16 protein-coding genes are annotated in these 12,378 nt (G+C 37.5%); all 16 read left to right on the top strand.

The genetic code is table 11. The features are described 5' to 3' along the window. Nucleotides 1–635 precede the first annotated feature (635 nt). The 16 genes from BLV50_RS27940 (at nucleotide 636) to BLV50_RS27865 (ending at nucleotide 12,235) form a co-directional block, all read left to right on the top strand. The gene (locus BLV50_RS27940; protein ID WP_090811153.1) at nucleotides 636–1,076 is read left to right on the top strand and encodes a hypothetical protein; all 441 of its coding nucleotides are present in this window, start codon (nucleotides 636–638) and stop codon (nucleotides 1,074–1,076) included. A gap of 415 nt (nucleotides 1,077–1,491) precedes the next feature. After that, nucleotides 1,492–1,929 carry a hypothetical protein gene (locus BLV50_RS27935; protein WP_090811151.1) on the top strand — a complete coding sequence of 146 codons (438 nt, stop codon included), beginning with the start codon at nucleotides 1,492–1,494 and terminating at the stop codon, nucleotides 1,927–1,929. Between the two features lie 16 nt (nucleotides 1,930–1,945). Next, a complete protein-coding gene (locus BLV50_RS27930; RefSeq protein ID WP_079696771.1) occupies nucleotides 1,946–2,236 on the top strand; it encodes a hypothetical protein in 291 nt (96 codons plus the stop codon). 223 nt (nucleotides 2,237–2,459) lie between these two features. Beyond that, nucleotides 2,460–2,987, top strand: a complete 528-nt coding sequence (locus tag BLV50_RS27925; protein WP_090811149.1) for a hypothetical protein — start codon at nucleotides 2,460–2,462, stop codon at nucleotides 2,985–2,987. Nucleotides 2,988–3,049: 62 nt separating this feature from the next. Continuing rightward, nucleotides 3,050–3,760 (top strand): hypothetical protein, encoded by a 711-nt coding sequence (locus BLV50_RS27920; protein WP_090811147.1) that lies wholly within the window; start codon nucleotides 3,050–3,052, stop codon nucleotides 3,758–3,760. Next, nucleotides 3,753–4,049, top strand: a complete 297-nt coding sequence (locus tag BLV50_RS27915) for a hypothetical protein (protein ID WP_079696774.1) — start codon at nucleotides 3,753–3,755, stop codon at nucleotides 4,047–4,049. The genes BLV50_RS27920 and BLV50_RS27915 overlap by 8 nt, the downstream gene beginning before the upstream one ends. A 36-nt stretch (nucleotides 4,050–4,085) precedes the next feature. After that, nucleotides 4,086–4,625: a hypothetical protein gene (locus BLV50_RS27910; protein WP_090811145.1), complete on the top strand. Its 540-nt coding sequence runs from the start codon at nucleotides 4,086–4,088 to the stop codon at nucleotides 4,623–4,625. Nucleotides 4,626–4,789: 164 nt separating this feature from the next. Continuing rightward, a complete protein-coding gene (locus tag BLV50_RS27905; RefSeq protein ID WP_090811143.1) occupies nucleotides 4,790–5,773 on the top strand; it encodes a DNA cytosine methyltransferase in 984 nt (327 codons plus the stop codon). A 20-nt stretch (nucleotides 5,774–5,793) separates the two neighbouring features. Next, entirely contained in the window at nucleotides 5,794–6,420 is a 627-nt protein-coding gene (locus tag BLV50_RS27900; protein ID WP_079696777.1) for a zinc metallopeptidase, read from the top strand. Nucleotides 6,421–6,531: 111 nt separating this feature from the next. Then, on the top strand, nucleotides 6,532–7,086 hold the full coding sequence (locus BLV50_RS27895; RefSeq protein ID WP_079696778.1) for a hypothetical protein: 555 nt from the start codon (nucleotides 6,532–6,534) through the stop codon (nucleotides 7,084–7,086). A 23-nt stretch (nucleotides 7,087–7,109) separates the two neighbouring features. Next, nucleotides 7,110–7,343 carry a hypothetical protein gene (locus BLV50_RS27890; protein ID WP_090811141.1) on the top strand — a complete coding sequence of 78 codons (234 nt, stop codon included), beginning with the start codon at nucleotides 7,110–7,112 and terminating at the stop codon, nucleotides 7,341–7,343. Nucleotides 7,344–7,766: 423 nt separating this feature from the next. After that, nucleotides 7,767–8,174 (top strand): hypothetical protein, encoded by a 408-nt coding sequence (locus tag BLV50_RS27885; protein ID WP_090811139.1) that lies wholly within the window; start codon nucleotides 7,767–7,769, stop codon nucleotides 8,172–8,174. After that, nucleotides 8,171–8,509 carry a hypothetical protein gene (locus BLV50_RS27880; RefSeq protein ID WP_090811138.1) on the top strand — a complete coding sequence of 113 codons (339 nt, stop codon included), beginning with the start codon at nucleotides 8,171–8,173 and terminating at the stop codon, nucleotides 8,507–8,509. Before BLV50_RS27885 ends, BLV50_RS27880 begins: the two co-directional genes overlap by 4 nt. A 68-nt stretch (nucleotides 8,510–8,577) precedes the next feature. Further along, a complete protein-coding gene (locus tag BLV50_RS27875) occupies nucleotides 8,578–9,636 on the top strand; it encodes a hypothetical protein (protein WP_090811136.1) in 1,059 nt (352 codons plus the stop codon). Between the two features lie 99 nt (nucleotides 9,637–9,735). After that, a complete protein-coding gene (locus tag BLV50_RS27870) occupies nucleotides 9,736–10,008 on the top strand; it encodes a hypothetical protein (RefSeq protein ID WP_090811134.1) in 273 nt (90 codons plus the stop codon). Between the two features lie 127 nt (nucleotides 10,009–10,135). Then, nucleotides 10,136–12,235 (top strand): phosphoadenosine phosphosulfate reductase domain-containing protein, encoded by a 2,100-nt coding sequence (locus BLV50_RS27865; protein ID WP_218135437.1) that lies wholly within the window; start codon nucleotides 10,136–10,138, stop codon nucleotides 12,233–12,235. The last annotated feature ends 143 nt before the right edge of the window (nucleotides 12,236–12,378 follow it).

The following is a 12,378-nucleotide window of genomic DNA, read 5'->3' as shown; positions in this document are numbered from 1 at the left end:
ATTATCGTTTACGATTAATAATTGTAATGAAACGGAATACAAGGTCGAAGCTGAGATAATTGTATTGAAAGATCGAGACTGTACTATTAATAGCCCTATAGTTCATGGTAATAAACCGGCACTAATATATGGCCAGAATATTTCTATTCAACCTAGTGTACCTGGAAGAGAAGATACTCCTCATATGAGGAAACACTATCTGGGTCATCTTGATCCGTTTGGGGTCGGGCTTCCTGTGCGTGTTGTATCTTTAGTTCTCCATCCCACTTTGCAGGTATAAAAGAAATCCTTCCAAGTTATTATGAGAACATAAGATCAGCAGAAATTGAACTAAACTTTACACTTGATAACAAAAAATCTATAGATGAATTTGTAGGGAATGCTAAAAGCTGTGTGGACCACAGTGAGCAAAAAGCGATCCATCAGCTACTTACAGGAGAAATAAATCCTGAAGATGTAATGTTGGATCATGTACAAGAATGGAAGTACCCAGCAGGTGCATTTCGTAGTGGAGTTGGAGGACCTTGTTGATTTGTAGTACTGCACGACTCAGATGAGTATTATAGAAGCAAATTCTATAAAGAAGGCTTGAAGGCTTCTAAACATAGAGCATTTAACTAAAGGAGAAATATCTAATGAAAAATATTGAAATTGTTGAAAATTACGAAGAAGCAGTTAACAAAGCTGCAGAAAAGGGATTAGATATTGCACACTTAGATCCAGATGCGGCTATTATGACAGTGAATAGCTACTTAGTAATGGATGGAATTACTTTGCCATTGGTGCCGGTTGATATTAGTGATCTTAAAGAACATGATATTTTATCTTTAAAGGACGATATTACATTAGAAGTTGAAGAGTATCGAATCGTCAAAATTCTTGAAGAGAAAGTTAAAAAATATCTAGTCCTGGTTAAAGTTAACGAGGAGAATGAAAATGAATACAATTTATATTTTTATGCTTTTGAAGAGAGTCAACATGATCTGATTATTCTTACTGAAGAAGAATGGCCAATGGTTGAGAAACTATACGAGCTTTCTCATCAGAAGCCCGACCTAGATCTACAACTCATTTAACTATGAAGGGAAATGAAGTATAAGTTGAGTATTATAAATTGATCGTTTACAATAGAAGTATAAATAAATTTATCAATATTCTTCCTTAAGCAGGCATTCAGGCTGTATACATGAATTGATCATGATGACAGATTTATATGTACCTGCAGCGGACCATTCAAAAGGATTGGAAGAATTACGTGTGTACTTACATCTATGGTGTGAGAAGGCACGATTGTGAGTCAGATTGTGGTATTATACAGTATGACATATGACTGTTACTGCCGACTTTCAACTTCGCTATTAACACGATTTTTAGATTCCTTACAAATTAAAGTCAATCCATATTTGGACTCAAAAGACGCTAGGCTACTGAAAAGTAGCTGATGCGTCTTTTTTTATATACATAAAAAAATTTAGAAAGCAGGAAAAAACGATGAACAACCCTTTGGACTTCGAACTATTTCTTTGTGATGCTTCAGTCATTCTGTTGCATGGACTAAGAGACCTTGGATGCAAAACGAATATGTTTGCAATAAAAAAAGAATCAGATAATACCACCTGGTATAGCAGTTATCATCCTGAACTCTGTGATATTCAGATCCCTTGGGTTGCCGTATCAGCGGACCTGGATCAGATACTGTTACATCCTATAGATCAATACAAGCGTGATCGGGATAAGATTTCAGGGATTAACAGGTTTTACATCCTTGAAATGCTGAGAAGAGGTACGAAAAAAAGAGAAGAATTAAATAATCAACGTAGAAAGTTGGTTGAGGAACAGACTCGACAACAACGAATTGATAGAGAAAACCTTAGTAAAACACTTCAACTACGTACAAGGAATTTACCATCAATACAATATAGAGCTTAAAAAGGAGATATTTTCTATGAATGATTTTTTTCAGCAGCTACATCAATTAGGTTCATTTTCTTATCACTCCCTCATAGAAGGGTACGAGAACGTAGGACATGTATGGGAAGTCTATCCAGAGTATAACGAAAACGAGCTGTTTTATTACGGTTGGGTGTATGAAAAACAATGTGACAGCAGTTCTCACCGAATTATTCTTAAAAATACTGGTGATAACTGGCTTAGTTTTTTAACACCAGGAAATCCTGAAGCTATGAGAGTGTTTTCTCAGGCTCCAGCGTATGTAACAAATAAAAAAGGGGCCTAATCTCATGACTATTGATCATCAATTACAAAGCTATAATTTCTCTTCACCCTGTCCTATGGATTTTAGATATTTCTTGAATCATAGGTTTAATTGTTCAGTGTCTACGAGCCCCGTTTATAAGTTAAAGCTCAAAAATCGGGTACTGAATAAAACATTAATGAAGCTCAGAAACTTAGGAGACCTTTTTTATAAACATTGTATTTGAGACTCTTACGAGGTATCAATGAATGAAGACAACCTACTAATTGAAGAGTTAAATATTGCTGGTGACATCTACCAAATAGTCAATCAGATCGATATTTATCAAAAAGAAGATTTCTTTAAGATGATGTGTGAATTGTTCCATATCGTTATGTTCGGCACCGTTAAATCTCATGAAGACGTTATCTGTAGAGATCATTTATTTACTCAACTAAGTGAGATAAATGATCGAAGTCAATATCAGATAAGGTTTTTGGATGTATACCCCAATATCAATCAATTTGTTCTGTGTCGAAGTTCAGTTACAGATGTTGTTTTAACATTAGGTGGCGGGCCGGTAACCATTTGCGGAACACCAAAAAAGTACTCTCGGTACCAATGCGTTTATTTTATGCGTCCATTGGAGACGTGGGATGAGAATTCAATTATGAAGACTCATTATACGAAGGAGCATCTACTTGAGGAAGAAGCTCTGGAACAAGTAGTGCATGACTTTAGAATTCATTATGATTACTCCAACTTATGGAGTTCAATAAGAGTCAACAATTAGGTGGGTGCACAAGATGCAGCCACTTTTTTGTTTCTAAATTTCGACTAAAGGAGAAATCAAAAATGTTGAACATATTACAGAAGTTAATCATGGCGTTGCCTCAATTAGGTGCAACCGTAGTTGATGGCATAAACACATACACAATCACTCTCAAACCAATTCAAATCGAATTGCACTTTAAATCCAGGCATACCATCGCTTCCGTTAGGATTACCACGCCAATACACGAGCGATCGTTTGCAGCTGATGAATCCAATCCTGAACTCCTGAACATGTTGAATGTTGTCCTAGACTTCATAATCTTAGATATTGAAATCTGTAATCATCAAGACATAAAAGAAGATGTTAAAATTGATCAAATCTTAGATAGTATCGATCAACATAAGGGGAAACCCACAAAAGGTTCTTATCTCAAAAAGAAACGATTGTTTCAGAACTATTTGGATCTGAAATATGTAAAAAGGCACCATGAACGGAACCTGAATCAATCGTTGAACCCCCTATACCATATTAGGGATCTCATTTACCGGAAGCAGTTACTTCTAGACGACATTTATATAACTAAGGTAGATGGGTGCTTTAGAGCTTATGGTGCAACCCAATCACAATTTTATGGGACGGGTCAATCTGTGCCAGCTGCAGTAGAGAACTATAAACGACTGAATAAACCAATTCAGAATAGCTCACCTTTTGAATTTGGGGAATTTGATGAAAGTGAATTTATGGAGATTATAATGGCACCACTATTAATGGGAGGTTTGTTCAATGATTAGGACTAGAAGCGAAAAACAGGCTCGACTTAACAAGATGAAAGAAATGAATTTTATGCTAAACCAAATAGGGCAGTGGCTTATGGATCTAGCTCTTGTCAAAAACGATCCAACATTAGTGAAACAAGCCGAAAGCTGTGGTCTTCCTGCAATTACTTTCTTAATAGAAAATCCGAAGATGCTTTACAGAATGAGCAATAAGGATGTTGAATGCATCGTACAACATGCTTTGTACAAAGCACGTAATATGGACAGTTTATTGGTGATAGACCTAGCAGAGTTGCATAGATGATTCTCAATTTAAACTTAAAGGACAGAGGAGATGTCTATGCCAAAGCCTAAACCCATAGTTCTACATGTGAATAGTAAAGGCCGTAAAAAGCATCTAATGTTTCAGAAAATCATATCAGGTTCAATGGATTGTTTCTTTCTTTCCATGAACGGCCATCTAAAAACCGCGATTTATAACCGCGGTTTTTTAGATGGCAGAAAACATAGTATTCAGCTAGAGGATGAATTCCCTTTGTATGTTGAGGCTAAATCTATATTGATTTTACCTAAGGATGATCTTAAAGATGGCGTAATCAGTGGAACTTCATTCATAGGGGTTCTTTCTCTTGATATGTTATTCGTTATTGATAATCAAGAAGCAACTACCTTCTTTGAAGTAGAATGTGATTCATGTGAATTCTATGGTTCTCACGCTTGTTTTAAAAACTATGATTGCGCGGATGAAGATCGAGCTCGTTATAAGGATTCGTCATGGTTTGAACATATCAAATTTCACAAAAAGGAACTAAAGCGGGGTAAAGCATTTCCTGTTAACAGGTTGGATGAACAACCTACATCAATGCCACAGTATCCATAAAGGATTTATGTAGGATTGGTTCTTTAGTAGTCCATAAAATCATTACAGCAGAAGGTAAGGGCATAGAATGCCTTCTAGCAAGTGTAGACGATCTACCCTAAAGTTCGTCTTTATTGGTTGCCCTATTTAGAAACTGTGAGTTTCTAAATAATGAGGGCTAATAAATGCATTTACAAAGCGAAAAAAAGTTCAAAGCACTTTCTTTCTTTTCCGGAGGAGGATTGTTGGATTATGGGATGAAAGAATATTTTGATTTCATCTGGGCAAACGAACTTAACCCACAACCGGCACTATGTTACAAACATAACGTGGGGAACCATATTGTTGTTGGAGACTTAGAGAATATCATCAATCATACGCCTTCAGCTCTCCCAGAAGTGGATGTAGCCGTAGGTGGACCACCATGCTTTGATTTCACATCCAACAACACTGCCGGCAAAGGGCAGCAGGGAGAACACGGAAAGCTCATTTGGGCGTATTTTAATGGCATTAAATTAGTTAAGCCCAAAGCGATCATCTTTGAGAACGTTATAGGATTATACAAGAAGCATAGATCTACTCTTGATGAGCTAATTAACTCTTTCCGCGCTATAGGCTATCAAATATCCGTTGGAAGCTTAAATGCTGAACCATTTGGTGTTGCCCAGAGCCGTGATCGATTATTTATTGTTGGCATTCGTAAAGATTTGGGTTTTACTTTTCGATTTCCTCAACCACCACACGTTCATAAAACGGTTAGAGATGCACTAAGTGATCTACCCGCCCCCACAGCAGTAAACCAACCTATTCTTGTTCCAAACCATGTAGTTACTTGGACAAGTCCAACACCTGAACGTATTCACGATTTAATGCTGCATCCTCGAAATCAGTGGATTGGAGCGAGAAGATTACAGTGGGATAACGTAAGTCCAATGATCGGATTCAACATAGGTAAGGATGGACGAGCTTTTCTGCATCCTGAAGAGGATCGAAAGATCACAGTCCGAGAATTTTTAAGGCTTATGGGCGTAGATGATTCATTTGTGATTCCGGATACCGTTAAAATCACCAATCAGTACAAGCTTATTGGTAACGGAGTAGCTATGCCGGTAGCAAGAGCTCTTGCCGAGGCCCTAAATCAACAATTAAGAGACGCACTTAGCACTTAAAGAAGGAAGAGGGTTTTAAAATGACTTTACTATTTGGAGTATGCATTATTTTCATATTACGAAAAGTCGCCTCCTGGCATTTTGAAAAAACGATGGATAGATGGAGCTACATTAACACTCAAGCCGGAGCAACAGGGGGAGAGATTGCTGAATGTTTAATCCAGCGTAATAATATACAGGCTACCCGTGTGCATATCACCGAAGGTGTTAAAACAGGTGCGTATAGCCGTTATGGGAAAACCATCTTGTTATCTAAGGATATCTATGATGGTCGTACTGTAGCTGCTATAGCAATTGCAGCACACGAAGTAGGGCATTCTGAATGTGACCGTGATAATGGGATGATAATGTATGCTCGTTATTGTTTAATCCCATTTGGTATCATCCTTTCAAAAGCTGTGCCTATTCTCCTGGTCATGTACTTTTTCATAAGTTGGATCATTTACTTCCTTGTAGCTGCAGTACTTGCCATTATGTGTCTCCAGCTTATGAGTGTATGGGTTGAACATGATGCAAGCAGACGTGCCCTGAAAATGCTGAAAAATGCCAGAAAGTACAACGCAAGCGAGATACGTGCTATAAAGAAGACATTAAACGCTGCATGGATGACTTATCTGGTGAATGTGTTCAACTTTAAAATTGGTTGAGTAATGTTTTGGACTGTCCTATGAGGAGCCTTTTACTAGTAGGACAGTTTATTGATTAAAAGCGATGCTATAATTATATTATTCAAGACTTACTGAATGGAGTGATCTTTAATGAAGAGTTCAGATCTTTTTAAGTTAAAAAAAGAGAAACCCATTGTTGTTTTTACACAAAAGATTGATGACTATCAAACGGGATTCCATGAGAAAATGAAAGCAAGATTAGTTGATATGACTGATCACGTGAATGGATGCTACCGCCTTGTTTTTGATTTATCAGAATTCGAAAACAATAACAAGGTGTATGAGCAACCAAGTTACTATGATGAAAAAAGAAATTCAGTTTTAAGATGGAGTGAAATTAATAAAAACAAACTTGAGGTCTTTTTCATAGATGTAGACTCTGAAATCGATTTTCTTGAAATTGTGTCTCAAGATGCCTCTACTGTTGAAGGAGAAGCGAGTGTAAATGATATTATTGAACAGTATAAAAGCTCGCGCGAACGTAAACAAAAAATTCTAAAACCTTTACATGATAAAAAGAAAGGTTTGATTGATTTAACAATTTCCGAGAGTAGTGAAATGTTAGTCTTAGAAGCGGAAATTCGTTTGATCAATGAGTTTTTAGAAGACTTAAGCTTCTTTATCAATGACAAGCAGGGAATATAATAAATAAAGGAGATAACAAACCTATGTGTATAGAAAATGATTGGTTAAATACTGGACAACTTGAGAACGGACTTCAAGTATGGGCAAAGGAATACACTGAATCAAATGTTCCTTATTTAAAGTTGGAGTATCGAGATCATAATGGTAACCGTGTGGGAGGAAGCGAAGTGATACCAGTCACACAGATTAGATTGCATAGTGCCGTTCTTGAAAGTATAGAAATTGAATATGGAAAGAGGATAGTGTATGCAGTGTAAAGCAAATTTGAAGAAATAAAACAAGTATAACAACAATCTTATAGTAGTTGCCCCAAGATCTAACTTGAGAATACATTTGATTGATTGTATGATAATATCATAACTTTTAATTAAACTACTCAGACACAAAATTCCATCTGGTCATTTTATGTGATTGAAATTGAAGAGAATTTTGATAGGATTTTATTTCATTATTACTTACGAAATGATGAATTGAATGAACCATGAGTTATGTATGTACATAGAGAATTTCTCTCTAATGAAGATACAGGTGGCGTAAGATGTCTTTAGATGAGCAGTAGCTTCAGCTACCCATCAGTCGGATATTTTAGCTTACACGCACTACCCTAATAATCCAAAACTCAATCTATAAAAAACATATCTATAAGAGTTCACCCTTTTCTAACTGGTGAGCTCTTTTTTATGCTTAAAAACGGTATTCAGCCATTAGTGGCTTTATATATATTAAAAAATCTTGTGGAGGAGGTGGCTATATTGGAGAATGTTCCACCTTGGGTAGTTTTACTAGCTGCAAGGAGTGAGTTCGAACATCACCTTACCAGATTACTTCATGAAGAACATCTAACTGAAGATGAGGTGCATCGCCTGTTAGTTGTTGAAGGAGCGGAGTTGGATGTGGAAGAGCTTGAAATGGAACAGATCCAGGTTCTCTTTACGGAGTTCAACGCAGCGGGGAACACCGAGGAACTTGAAGAAAAGTACGGTGACAATTTGAGTAACGAAAATGTGGCATATGAACAATTGATGTGCTACTACGATCAACTGTTTACTTACTACACTAATAAAGAAAAATTGGAGGTTTCAAAATGACAATGAATAGAGCTGCCATTCTATGTATTGTTGAAACAGACGAAGGAATTTCCCCTAAACATTGGACCAGGTTAACGGAGCTGCTACATAAAGAGCCAGAAAACGAATGGATTCCATATGTGTTAGATGGAGAAAACAACTCAATTGTGTATGGCTTCATGCTAAACGAGTTGTTCAGTGATCATTTTCAGAAGGATATGAAGGAAACAATCCTGCCCATTCTGAACGACTCAAATCTTGAAAAACAGGATGATCAGTACACTACTGCTTCTGGCTATCTCATATATCTAGCAAAGCATGTTGATTGTATCATTTCTGCAGAAACCAACCCGTAAGGAATTGTTTCGAAAATATCTAAAGTGTAGAATAAAAGAATAAGAGTAAGTACCGAGGAGATAGAAAAGTGGATAACAACCTTAAAGCAGACTATGTATCAAGTATTACTGATACTGAGTATGATGAATTGTTAGTGCAGTTTGAAGATTGTGATTGGTCGTGGATGGAGATGGAGCGTCCAAGATATCGTAATGTTCGTGAGAAACTGGGTTTAATATTAGAGTTAATACAAGACAGTGATCAAGTTATTAGAGATCAGATGCCACCGCGAACAAAATATGAAATGAACGGTGGAATCAAGATTGCCATCCGGAGAGGCGCGCGGCTTCAGGAGGTAGATGTATACAACCTTTATTTTCGGTTTCGCTCTCATCTTCCTGGTGATGGTCTTGCACTCATGTACAAGTCCCCTCGGACTAATAAAGAAATCATTATCCTACTTCCGGATAGAACTGAAATTCGAATTGAAAAAGAGAGAATACTTTATAAAGAAGAGGCCCGTAATCTTGTCTTTAAAGGCCTAATGGACCCGGATACTCAAAGTGAATTGCTGGAGAACCTTTCCTTGCTAAATCTACACGAACGTTGCGCCCAGTCCTTGCAGCATGAATATGGACATGTTCTTAATGTTAGAGCATTTGAAGCGTTGAATATCTCTCCAGGGGATGAACAGAATATATACAAGTGGTTCCTGGAATCCGGGTACTTGCATAATGTAGATAAAAGGTTCCCCGACTTTGCATCATTACGTGCCTTAGACAAGCTACATGTTCTGAAGGAGTCGCTGGTGGAGGACTACCGCATATCGTTGAATATTAATGCTGAGCGTGGTAAGTTTATATTACCCAATAAGTATAGCTTCTCAGGTGATTTTCAGAAGCCCTTATTATTAAAAGAAGGAGTGGATCTTATGAAGCGGATGTTGAATAAACAACTTCAAGTCACTGCTCGTCGGCCTGCCTCCTCATCGGACTATGACACAATTAAAGCATATCGATCGGTTGTAGTTAGAAGAGAAAAATTAAACTGGTCAGCAGGTAATCCATCCATTACTGATGAGATTATCAATCGTGACCTGGATGAGCTGAAAAATTTAGCTTCGAGTCAAGTTGCTTCAACAAAATAAATTTAGTATTTCCTATAAGATACACAGATACAATATGAAATAAAGAGAGGCAACTTTGAAATGTGCCTCTCTTTTAATTATTTATGGAGGGATTTATAATTGGAGACAACTACAATATTTATGGATGATGGAATTGTTCAAGAAGTACTTTGTTATCTAAGGGAGCATGATATAATTCCCTGTACTTATCAGTATAAATCTTCAGAAGTAATTGACATTGAGGGATCAAAGAAAATTAGACTGAATTTTTCAGAGTGGTCCTATCCCTTTATTGAAGGAAGGACTGTGGCGCAATTGGTACCAGATATTTTCGCTGATATGTTTATAAGTTCAGGGATACCGGAGAGAAATGATTCAGTAAAAAGGCAATAGAATAACAACATAAAAGGGGAGGGAGCTCCTACGCAGATCACACATTGCGAGGGCTCCCTCGTTTTGTGTTTCTGCTGTTAGAGCGAGTATAGTGAATAAGAGTGAAACTTATGTTTTTAAAGACACGATGAGTAAAATAACACCGGTGGAGAACCTATCAAAACATAATTCATCATCACGGAAAATTTGGAGAATGTTGAAGAAGAGAAAATGGAACTACTTTGGTACTGTTCGGAACTGGACTTCGGTATTTGAACACTCCGGACAATTTATCGCAATTCATCATTTTATAAAAGATAAGCCGCTTAAGGAATTAATGGGGATACCCGATCGAATCCATTGGTCCGAGTTTTTAAATGAATCTGATTTTAACGAGATCATGCTATTCACACATGGATTGGAAGAACAACTTAAAATGAAATGTATGATACCTGAGCAAACTTTTGTTGATGCTTTAAAAGACCCTTACAACCCTCTAATGAATTCTCCTAAACATAAGCTTATGCTTTGGTTTACTGGAGAAGAAGTTACACTACTGGTTGAAATATTCTTCAACCCGCAACAATTCCCCCCATACGGCGTTAAAGCCCCTATGAACTGGCCAGATATTTCACATAGAGTAGAATATGAAACGCAATCCCTATTCGCTGCATTGGATTACATCGTACAACCAGAGATTACCTCCCCAGACGCGATGACCATAGAAGATAGTATCAACCCAGATACCCTTCAAACATCGAAGTTGGACATTGAACGTATATTTAAAGAATGTACTAAGGTTATCGTAGCTTATTCAGGAGGTAAGGATTCAAGCGTCATCTTGCAGTTGTGTGTAGAGTTTGTTTTAGAGCATCCAGAATACCAAGACAAGCTCTACATTGTTTCAGCAAGTACGGGTGTTGAGAATCCACTTATAGAGAAGCACATTCGGTCTATGCAAGAAGTTGTTACGATTAAACTTGATGAGTTATTCGAGAATGGTTTCGATGAGAGCCGATTTGTAATTGTTGAACCAAAATCGGATCAGACCTATGTAACGTGTGTGTTTGGAGATGGATTTATTCCACCATCATCCACATTCAAGTGGTGTGTAGAAAGATTGAAGGTTAACCCTGGTAGGGAAGACTTGTTAGAACGGTTTTCTGATGAGGATCTGGTATGCCAAGTGCTAGGACTCCGTACGCTTGAGTCCTCCAACAGGTCCAGATCGATTCAGGAACATTTTGGAGATGATTTGTATGGAATCCATGTTCTACGTGGCTTAAAGACGGCTCCCCCGATCAGGCATTGGTCTGGAGCTGACGTGGCCACCTACCTTGCAACTAAGCCTTCACCGTGGAATGATGAGTACTCGAATCATAGGTTAATTAATATCTACGGTATGGCATCCGGATTAATGGAATGTCCAATCGGCGCCATGATACAAAATGATAATGATGCGATCAAAAGCTGTTCTGGTTCTTCAGCTCGTTTTGGTTGTTGGGCATGTACAGTCGTGAAAGAAGACCATTCCCTTAAAAATTTGGTAGAGGCATATCCGGAAGAGTTAGGTTCTTATTATAAGATGCGAAGTTTACTTAAAGGTGTACAAGATATTAGGTATGGTGGCTGTAGCGGGTATTACAGAAATCATGGTGGATTTAGCTCAGGCTATGGAGATTTGACCATCGATGTCCGGATCAACTTACTTCGTAACTGGTGGGAACTAAACATCCCGCTGCCGGAAATAGAAGTAATTGAAATTATCAAAAAAGTAAAAGCTCGTGAGGTACCAGAAGGATTAGCGGTTTCAAATCGTTTTTGGGATACACTATATCGTTTCCTGCCGGTTCATCCAGGTATCAACCACAGGGCTATGTATGATCCCATCTGGGAACCAAACTACTTACGCAATGAAGATAATAAAAAAGTAAAACTGGCTTCAGTAGGAATAGATCGAGTAACACAAATAGATCTGAGTTGGATTGCCAATTATAAGTTGGTAAGTCAACAAATTAAAGCTGCTATAGATATAAATGATTGTGTTCAGATTGTTTTGAAAAATCAAATAGTGCGAGGTGAAATTATTGAGGTTCAAGTAGTGAATGGCATTCCTAAAGTTCTAAAACTTCAAGTGGCCAAGCGGCAGGTGGAACTCCCGGTAACTGTTATTAAACAAATCAAGGTTACCGAAAGTCATGCACACAGAGTTTCTTTACATCAACAGATGCTAGATTTCAGTCTGTGATTATCTATTTGCAATTACTTGTATTCCCCAGTAAAATTACACTATAATCTTTTTCTTCTATTCCGTTTTATTTGTAATCCCATGTACACTTAACCAGTGAAGATGGATTATTTCAAGTAATGTAGGACTTCAGAGCAAATGCA

This window comes from Paenibacillus sp. 276b (assembly GCF_900107875.1).
GTDB classification, from domain to species: Bacteria; Bacillota; Bacilli; order Paenibacillales; family Paenibacillaceae; genus Paenibacillus; species Paenibacillus marchantiae.
Note: the sequence above shows the minus strand (reverse complement) of the source record. Positions and strands in the feature narration are given on the sequence as shown.

Bases quoted from the DNA above. Each gene is read 5' to 3' on its own strand.
- BLV50_RS27885 (WP_090811139.1), top strand. From the start codon at position 7,767: ATGCTTAAAAACGGTATTCAGCCATTAGTGGCTTTATATATATTAAAA.
- BLV50_RS27890 (WP_090811141.1), top strand. From the start codon at position 7,110: ATGTGTATAGAAAATGATTGGTTAAATACTGGACAACTTGAGAACGGA.
- BLV50_RS27910 (WP_090811145.1), top strand. From the start codon at position 4,086: ATGCCAAAGCCTAAACCCATAGTTCTACATGTGAATAGTAAAGGCCGT.
- BLV50_RS27935 (WP_090811151.1), top strand. From the start codon at position 1,492: ATGAACAACCCTTTGGACTTCGAACTATTTCTTTGTGATGCTTCAGTC.
- BLV50_RS27905 (WP_090811143.1), top strand. From the start codon at position 4,790: ATGCATTTACAAAGCGAAAAAAAGTTCAAAGCACTTTCTTTCTTTTCC.
- BLV50_RS27915 (WP_079696774.1), top strand. From the start codon at position 3,753: ATGATTAGGACTAGAAGCGAAAAACAGGCTCGACTTAACAAGATGAAA.
- BLV50_RS27920 (WP_090811147.1), top strand. From the start codon at position 3,050: ATGTTGAACATATTACAGAAGTTAATCATGGCGTTGCCTCAATTAGGT.
- BLV50_RS27940 (WP_090811153.1), top strand. From the start codon at position 636: ATGAAAAATATTGAAATTGTTGAAAATTACGAAGAAGCAGTTAACAAA.
- BLV50_RS27900 (WP_079696777.1), top strand. From the start codon at position 5,794: ATGACTTTACTATTTGGAGTATGCATTATTTTCATATTACGAAAAGTC.
- BLV50_RS27880 (WP_090811138.1), top strand. From the start codon at position 8,171: ATGACAATGAATAGAGCTGCCATTCTATGTATTGTTGAAACAGACGAA.
- BLV50_RS27895 (WP_079696778.1), top strand. From the start codon at position 6,532: ATGAAGAGTTCAGATCTTTTTAAGTTAAAAAAAGAGAAACCCATTGTT.
- BLV50_RS27925 (WP_090811149.1), top strand. From the start codon at position 2,460: ATGAATGAAGACAACCTACTAATTGAAGAGTTAAATATTGCTGGTGAC.
- BLV50_RS27865 (WP_218135437.1), top strand. From the start codon at position 10,136: ATGAGTAAAATAACACCGGTGGAGAACCTATCAAAACATAATTCATCA.
- BLV50_RS27930 (WP_079696771.1), top strand. From the start codon at position 1,946: ATGAATGATTTTTTTCAGCAGCTACATCAATTAGGTTCATTTTCTTAT.